The sequence below is a fragment of the Oleiphilus sp. HI0061 genome (genome assembly GCF_001635675.1).
In genome coordinates this window covers 1-8,226 of record NZ_LWFE01001775.1, presented here as the reverse complement: position 1 = coordinate 8,226, position 8,226 = coordinate 1, and the positions used below count along the sequence as shown (strand labels likewise).

Annotated in this window: 7 protein-coding genes; 3 read left to right on the top strand and 4 right to left on the bottom strand. The window is 43.6% G+C overall.

Annotated features, from left to right (window positions below; all coding sequences use genetic code 11):
* The 3 genes from A3735_RS27070 to A3735_RS27060 form a co-directional block, all read left to right on the top strand.
* Positions 1 to 635: ribonuclease E/G (locus tag A3735_RS27070; RefSeq protein WP_197486083.1), on the top strand; the 635-nt coding region annotated here is incomplete at its 5' end.
* A 9-nt stretch (positions 636 to 644) separates the two neighbouring features.
* A complete protein-coding gene (locus A3735_RS27065; RefSeq protein WP_068507585.1) occupies positions 645 to 4,637 on the top strand; it encodes a YhdP family protein in 3,993 nt (1,330 codons plus the stop codon).
* A gap of 37 nt (positions 4,638 to 4,674) precedes the next feature.
* Positions 4,675 to 5,499, top strand: a complete 825-nt coding sequence (locus A3735_RS27060) for a carbon-nitrogen hydrolase family protein (protein WP_068510930.1) — start codon at positions 4,675 to 4,677, stop codon at positions 5,497 to 5,499.
* Positions 5,500 to 5,505: 6 nt separating this feature from the next.
* On the opposite strand, the gene yjgA is transcribed toward A3735_RS27060, so the two are convergent.
* From yjgA to A3735_RS27040, 4 genes are all read right to left on the bottom strand, one after another.
* Positions 5,506 to 6,030 (bottom strand): ribosome biogenesis factor YjgA, encoded by a 525-nt coding sequence (yjgA, locus tag A3735_RS27055; protein ID WP_068508115.1) that lies wholly within the window; start codon positions 6,028 to 6,030, stop codon positions 5,506 to 5,508.
* Between the two features lie 50 nt (positions 6,031 to 6,080).
* Complete coding sequence (gene mgtE / locus A3735_RS27050; protein WP_068553992.1) at positions 6,081 to 7,445, bottom strand: magnesium transporter; 1,365 nt, start codon at positions 7,443 to 7,445, stop codon at positions 6,081 to 6,083.
* A gap of 233 nt (positions 7,446 to 7,678) precedes the next feature.
* Positions 7,679 to 7,948, bottom strand: coding sequence for an HPr family phosphocarrier protein (locus A3735_RS27045; protein WP_068509651.1), 270 nt, complete (start codon positions 7,946 to 7,948; stop codon positions 7,679 to 7,681).
* Positions 7,949 to 7,985: 37 nt separating this feature from the next.
* Positions 7,986 to 8,226, bottom strand: a 241-nt coding sequence (locus A3735_RS27040) for an RNase adapter RapZ (protein ID WP_304440034.1), incomplete at its 5' end; no start/stop codon positions are given.

The window sequence follows — 8,226 nt, the reverse complement described above, 5'->3', positions numbered from 1 at the left end:
CGCTGGGAAAAAAGGTTCAACTTAAGTCTGGTGGCTATCTAATCATTGATCAAACCGAAGCTATGACCACGATTGATGTGAATACCGGCGGTTTTGTCGGGCATCGTAATCTTGAAGAGACCATATTCAAGACCAATCTCGAAGCTGCAAGGACCATTGGTAGGCAATTGCGCTTAAGAAATCTTGGCGGGATTATCATTCTCGACTTCATCGATATGGAGGATGAGGAACATAAGCGCCAGGTTCTACGAATGTTAGAGAAAATGCTTGAGCGAGACCATGCACGTACAACGGTAAGTTGCGTTTCAGAGCTTGGCCTGGTTGAAATGACACGTAAGCGTACCACTGAAAGCTTGGGGCAAACCTTGTGTGAGCCTTGCCCTGTATGTGATGGCACTGGTGTGTTAAAGACCGCTGAAACAGTCTGTTATGAAATTATGCGTGAGATTCTCAGGGTGAATCGTGCTTATGACGCAAATATCTATTTGGTTATGGCTTCGCAAAACGTGATTGATCGCTTACTCGATGAGGAGTCTGACAATGTTGCTGACTTGGAAACCTTCATTGGCAAGCAAATCAAGTTTCAAGTAGAAGTCATGTATAATCAGGGACAATTTGATGTAGTCTTAGTCTAGCGTGACAATGTGAAGAATAAAATACTGAAAATCATTAGGATTAAGTTAATAACGATTGCCTTTTCGGTATTATTTCTGGTTGCCTTGTACGTACTCGGGCTAAGAATAGCCAGTATATTTCTTGAAGACTACCGTCCTGATCTAGAGCGTTACCTATCTGAGTTAAGTGGTCAGCGTGTTGAAATTCGTCAATTGAACTCTGCTTGGCGTGGTCTTGACCCAACGCTCAATATTCACGGCCTTAGCGTCAACGGGCAGAGCTACGCTTATGTTGGGCGTATACGTATACAGGCTTCATTCCTCAACTCTCTTCTTAATCTCCAGCCTTCTATCAAGGAAATCATGATTGAGCATACTGAGCTTAGTATGCAACAGTTTGAGGATGGTGCCTGGTCCGTCGCTTCAACACCGGTAGATTTAAAAGAATTGTTACAGCAGCAAGAGAAGGCGACACCAACTGCCTTGCCAATAGATATAGAAGCTCTACTTGGGCAAGCGAAAATCTACCTTAACGATTTAAGCCTCTCCTTACATAACAATAAAGGCTTGGTTCAAACTCTTAGAATTCCCAACAGCTCCTTAACTTACCACGATGATAGTGTCTTCATTAGCGGCTCGATTCGAGAGTCTGACAGTGCTAGTTCCTTATTATCTTTTTCTCTGGAAGGTAAGGGCGTGTTAACTGAATCAAGAATGAAGACTAGCTTATATATCGAAGCACGCTCCGCTGAATTCTTTGGTAAATTGCTACAAGTTTATAGCTGGGAAAGTCTATCAATTGATGATATTTCCGCAAGCACGCGTGCATGGTTAGAATTCGAAGGGTTTAGTCTTACATCAATTCAAGGCAACCTTCAGCTAAATGAAATGAATTGGCGTGCGGGGGAACAATCCGTTCCGCCAATACGAAACCTGGCTTTCGATTACCATTGGCAAAAGAGCAATCAGGGTCAGAATATGTCTGTTTACGGCCTTAATTTCTCCTGGAAAGGGAGCTTGTGTCAAAGCGATGTTATTAATATTAACAGTGATGCATCGCAAACAAAGGTATCGATGTCAGAACTCGATATTTACTGTCTTGCTCAATTGGGGCTCGCGTCTGGGCTTTTGTCAGATAATCTTCATGATCGTCTTGAGATTAGTCAGCCAGAAGGGCAACTAAAAAACGCCTGGATCAATATCGAACATCAAAAAGACGCCTCATCATTTACCTTTGAAGCTGAGCTTGATCAGGTCTCTCTAGATGCTTATGAAGGAACACCCTCCGGGATGGGTATCAATGGATATGTATTTGCTGATAATCAGGGAGGCTTCGTAAACTTTTCAAGTCATGACTTTGAGCTGGGTTTCCCGGAATTATTTCTTGAGCCTTGGACGATGGCAAAGGCTGATGGTTACGTTGCGTGGGATATTCAAGAAGACGGCGTAGACGTTTATTCTGATGGCTTGCGCTTGGTGCAACAAGACGGAGGTTTGGTATATGGTGATTTTTCTATAAGGCTAAACGGAGAGGGCGATGAAGATTACTTGGATTTAGCCATTGCTCTTCAAGATCTTAGTGCTCCCAGCGCTCCGTCTTTTGTGCCTTACTATATTGTTGGTTCAGGTCTACATGATTGGTTAGTCGATGCCTTAAGGTCCGGTACCGTTGTTTCAGGAGTTTACCTGGGGCACGGATCAGTTGAAACTATTACTGCAGACAACAGCTTTACTTCTAGCATCGACCTGAATACTGAAAACCTGGTGCTCGACTTTGACAGGAATTGGCCGCCTGCTGAGCAACTAAACGCGAATATCTCACTTCAAAATGGTCAGTTGCTGGTTATTGCTCCTGAGGCCAAAATTGTCGACACAAAGCTAAATGAAGTTCGAGCTACAATGCTTGAGCCTGAAGGGGCAGCCAGCTCAATACTTAGAATAGAAAGCAGTACAAAGGCTACATCTGAAAACTTACAGTATTGGTTGGCTGAGTCACCAATCTCTGAACATACTGAAGCTGTTGCAGAGCAGTTAGTGTTCGAAGGTGACTTTGATGTTGACGTACTCTTGGATATACCCGTATCCGAAGGAGATGACGGCGCTGAGCTTGCTTATCTTATTCGCTCGACTTTAGAAGGGGTTAAGCTTCATCATCCCGATTCTGGAATCAGTTTTGACCGCGTGACAGGTGTCCTCGACGTTACAGAAGATAAGGGCGTAACAGCTAATGACGTAGAGGTTATTGCTTTCGGGAAGCCTGCATTGCTAAATATTTCTACTTCTTTTGATCCAGCTACATACGATTATCTGCTTACTGATCTTGAAAGTAATGAATTTAGAGACCTCTCACAAACGAATATAAGCCTGGCAGGTAATACCGATATCGAACAGGTTTTCGACTTTTTTGGCTATCAAACTACGGCGTTTTTGGGTGGAAGCTTCGATTACCTCGCTGAACTATACCTCCCAAATCATAAGGAGTCTGAGCCTTTTGTTGATATTCGAAGTAATTTAAAAGGCTTGACGCGCGACTGGCCTTGGCCCTTGGCGAAACATGTTGATCAACGAGAGGATTTCATTACTCGTCTAAAACTCAAACCTTCGCAGATGTTGGTATTGTCTAAACTGAACTTGGATAATAGTCAGGCGCTCAACACCGAATTATTGTTTGTGGATGGTAAATTTTCATTTGGAGAGGTTTCGATAAATAAGGCTAGTATGGAAGCGCCAGACTTAAGTGGCCTCAACATCGCGGCTAATCTCAATGAACTAGATGCAGATTCATGGATCGACTTTGTAGGCGATTTAATAGCCTTACCTTGGGAGCTGGATAGTGATAATAATACGGAAAGTATTCTTAAGAAAGTTCAGTTAGATGTTGCTTCTACAACTGCATTTGATCATAAGTTAAAACAAGCTCGTATAGAAATTTCTCAGCCAAGTGATGAGTGGCAAGTTGAGTTGAGAGGCGAGGATATCTCCGGAAAAATAGTTCTGCCGAATACTGATGGCTCTATCAAGGCAGATTTCAGCAAACTGGTATTAAGTAGCGATACACCAAGTTCAGACTTAAAGGAAGATAGTGCGCCAATTGACCCTAGAACGCTTAGTAATGTCGAATTCTCCGCGTCTAACTTGCAGTTAGATGGTCGAAAACTAGGTGCTTGGAGTGGTAATTTGCAGTCGTCGCCAACAGGAGCGATATTCTCAAATATAAAAGGCAGTGTTAAAGGTAGCCAGTTTTCCGGACGGCTTAATTGGCAGGTTTCAGAAGACAATTTACAGACCAGCATTCTGACAATGGATGGCAAAGGTAGGCATTTTGAAAATGTATTCAGATTGGCAGGTATTGATCCTCTTGTGAGTAGTGATGACTTTAGTTCAAAGCTTGCGCTTACCTGGCCTGGTGCACCTAAGGACTTTTCGCTAGGTAAACTATCAGGCTCTCTGTCACTGATACTCGAAGATGGATTTCTGCAAACTGACGATGAAAAAACAGGTGCTTTACGTCTGTTCGGCATCTTGAACGCTGAAGCGATAATGCGTCGTTTAAAGCTGGATTTCTCCGACCTGTATAAAAGTGGGGTCGGCTTCGACTCTTTTACGATGAACTCAAGTATAGATCAGGGCTTACTTACACTCTCTAAACCCTTGGTCATTGATGGGCCGGCAGGGAAGTACACCATAAACGGAAGTAGTGACTTAGCGAGTAAGGCGCTGGACCTGGACATGCTTATTGAGCTGCCTTTTTCGCAGAATGTGCCTTTGGCAGCTCTCGTTCTTGGTGCTCCTCAAATTGGAGGTTTAGTTTGGCTTGCAGACAAATTGCTTGGTGAACCCTTAAGTGCTTTAACTACTTCCCGATACGATATTACGGGTACGTGGCAAAAGCCTATAGTGGAATTAAAAGAGGCGGTAAACGCGAGCAAGAAAAAACGTAAGACGACTCAAACGCCTCAGCGAGTAACGCCACCAATAGAAGAGAGTGATGCGGGTGCAGAAAGCAATTTGGCACCGAATTAAAATACTACGACATCAATCAATTATATAAGGTAACGCCGTGGTTCGAGTTGCATGCATTCAAACGGTCAGTACTGATGAGCCAGAAGAAAATTTCAAGCTGGCGATGGAGGTACTCGAGCGTGAATTTTCTGGTTCTGATTGTGAGCTAGTTGTTTTCCCTGAAAACTTTCTTTATTTCGGCAGCGCACTAAATTCCCAGCTTCAGGAAAAGTTCGAAGGATATTTGGAAGCCTTTCGTCAATTTGCCAAAAATAATTCTATCAACCTGGTTTTGGGTAGTTTGCCGTTCCCCGCTTCGCTCTCACTTAGTTCACAAGGGAAGCAACGATATTTTAGTCGTAGTCTTCTGATTAATATCTCAGGTGAAGTACAGGCCTACTATGATAAGCAACATTTATTTGATGTTGAGGTCGGTGATGAGCATGGCGAGTATCGTGAGTCGGATACCTTTTGTCCCGGTGAAAGAACCGTAGTTGAAACGATAAGTTTCGAAGATGGTACTCAGGCCGGAATCGGATTTTCAATTTGCTATGATTTGCGCTTTCCAGAGATGTATCAGGACATGCGTAGGGCAAGGGCAAAAATATTACTTGTACCTTCTGCTTTTACCGAAAAAACCGGCCAAGCTCATTGGGAGTTATTGTTGCGTGCGCGAGCTATTGAAAACCAGTGCTTTGTTATTGCTGCAAATCAGGGTGGAGAGCATAGCCGTGGGCGTAAAACTTGGGGACAGAGTATGATCATCGACCCTTGGGGAAACATATTAAACCAGCTCGGCAAAGGAGCTGGTATTTGTAGTGCGAATTTGGATTTTAAAGGCTTGAATAAAATTCGCGCAGCGATGCCGCTATTTTCAAGTTAGCTGGCTTTACTCAATATCTTGAGTAATCGTTCGAATATATTGAAACAGCTTTTTACCCGCGCCAGTATTCTTTTGCTGGTCGTGATCTTTCTTAGCGTTGCGAACGAGCGCTCTCAGGTGTTGTACGTCTGTATCAGGGTTGTCGGAAATAAAATTACTAAGCACATCATTTCCACCGCTAATCAAACGGTCTCTCCAGGACTCCATTTGGTGAAGCTCTTGAGCATATCGTTGACTGCTGGAGTCAAACTGATCAATTGCGAACTGAATCGCTTCAGCGTCTTCTGCGCGCATTAGCTTACCAATGAATTGAAGGTGCCGCCTTTTCGCCTCATTTTGACGAATATTGTAGGACTCTTTTATTGCATGAGTCAGATCTTCACTCATTGGCACTTTTTTTAGCTGAGCTGGCTTTAGTTCAGTAAGTTTTCGGCCTAAAGCCTGGAGTGCTTCCATCTCGCGCTTGACCTGACTTTTACTTTTCTCAAATTCTAGATCATCTTCGTCGTGGTATTGGTCAAAATCGCTCATTACTTGGGTACCTGTATGGTATAACAAAAAAATATATTAATGGAGTCTTACTAGTTCGCGTAGGCAAAAGTTGCCAAGCCCAAGAATGACAAAAAGCCTACAACATCGGTAATTGTGGTAAGGATAACACTACCAGCTAGTGCAGGATCAATGCTTTTTGATTTTAGGTAAATAGGCAGGATTGTGCCAGCGATGGCGGCTACGACTAGATTAATGACCATTGCTGCAGCGATCACCAGGCCAATCGTTAGGTCGTTAAACCAAAGAATGGCGGCGACAGCGACCACAAAAGCCCAAAGTGTGCCGTTGATTATGGATACTAGAAACTCTCTGTTTAACAGCCATGACAGATTTGAATGGCTGATTTGGCCAACAGCAATAGCTCTAATAACCAGTGTTAATGTTTGGCTACCTGCGACGCCCCCCATGCTGGCGACGATAGGCATCAATACGGCGAGCGCTACGACTTGCTCGATGGTTTCTTTGAATACGCCAATCACTGTTGATGCGATGAAGGCAGTAATCAAGTTGATGCCAAGCCATATAGCTCTGCGCTTGCTTGTTTGCTTAACGGGGGCGAATGTATCTTCTTCTTCATCAAGACCTGCCATGCTCATTAGCGAATGGTCAGCATCTTCTCTGATGACATCAACCACGTCATCGATTGTAATTCTGCCCAGAAGGATGCCTTCCTTGTTAATAACCGGCGCAGAGACGAGATCTCTTCTTTCAAATAGATTAGCTACTTCGCTATCGGTCAGATTGACATCTATGGTAATGGTGTCAGTTTCCATTACTTCCCGAACCGTGGCAGTGGGATTAGAGACAAGTAATTTATTAAGTGGCAGAGTTCCGACTAGCTCATCTTTACGACTAACAACCAACAATTTGTCAGTCATTTCTGGTAAGGAACGGTGTCTTCTTAAGTAACGCAACACAACGTCAATAGTGATACCGGGGCGGATGGTGACGGTATCTGTATTCATTAAGCCGCCGGCAGTGTCCTCGTGATATGAGAGGACTTCCTCGACACGGGCACGGTCTTGCGTGTCCATTGACTCAAGGACTTCAGCTGATACATTGTCAGGTAGCTGCTGAAGTATGTCGGCGAGATCATCTGTATCGAGGTCTTCTGTGAAGTTTACGACTTCCTGAGCATTTAACTTGCTGAGGAAGTGCGCCTGTATGTCTTCAGAGAGATCTTGTAGGACTTCACCTTTTAAATCGTCATTCAGCAAGCGCCATATTAGTGCTCGCTCTCGCGGTGGAGAGGATTCAATTAGGTGTGCAATATCACTTGCGTTTAGCCCCTTGTTCACAACCCTTTCAATTTGCCGGATAGAGCCGCTTTCGATTACTTCATTTACACTATGAAGTTTCTCTTTAGCGCTTTTGTTTGAAAATTGGCTAGGCATGGAACACGTTGATCTCTAGTTAACTGCTAAGTGATAAAACAGATAAGCCTGGTGAAGTGATGATTACAATTAGACCTATATAGATAGCTTAAACGTTTGCTTAAGTATAGCGCATGAATTGACACTTCGACAGTCAGAATAATCCAATAAACAGAGCCTTAGTTTGCTTTTATAAAGTGAGTTCTAGTTTATTGGAGCTGATAAGAGTGGGGGGCTTGAAATTTAGTGAGCGCTTATTCGCCTTCTCCAAACCTATCATTGATCAAGTCTTTGATCGCTGTCATTGCTTCTTCCTGATCCGCACCTTCGCAGCTGATTTCAACAAAAGATCCGCAGCTTGCGGCGAGCATCATCACAGACATAATGCTTTTACCATCGACTTCTCGGCCATCCTTTGCGATTTTAATACTGCTTTCAAAGCGTGTTGCAGTACCGACAAATTTAGCGGCTGCACGGGCATGGAGACCAAGTTTGTTAATAATTTCGATTTGTTCTGAAAGCATGGATGTTCTACTAAGCTAATGAAAAGAGGGTAGTTTATTACGTTTTGTGAGGTGAAGGTAGCTCTTTGTGGCGAATTTGGACATTATCAAATTGCGACTTGAAGTGCGCACCAAGCTGTTCGCTAATATAGACCGATCTGTGATGGCCGCCGGTACAGCCGATCGCGATAGTCATGTAGCTACGGTTTGATGCTTTGAATTGAGGAAGCCATTTACTGAGAAAGTTAATGATATCTTCCTTCATTAGTATGGATTCGGGTTGGGCGTTCATGAAGTCT

What these genes read in the sequence shown, in the direction of transcription:
- yjgA (WP_068508115.1), bottom strand. Translation starts at nt 6,030, where the DNA reads ATGAGCGATTTTGACCAATACCACGACGAAGATGATCTAGAATTTGAG.
- mgtE (WP_068553992.1), bottom strand. Translation starts at nt 7,445, where the DNA reads ATGCCTAGCCAATTTTCAAACAAAAGCGCTAAAGAGAAACTTCATAGT.
- A3735_RS27045 (WP_068509651.1), bottom strand. Translation starts at nt 7,948, where the DNA reads ATGCTTTCAGAACAAATCGAAATTATTAACAAACTTGGTCTCCATGCC.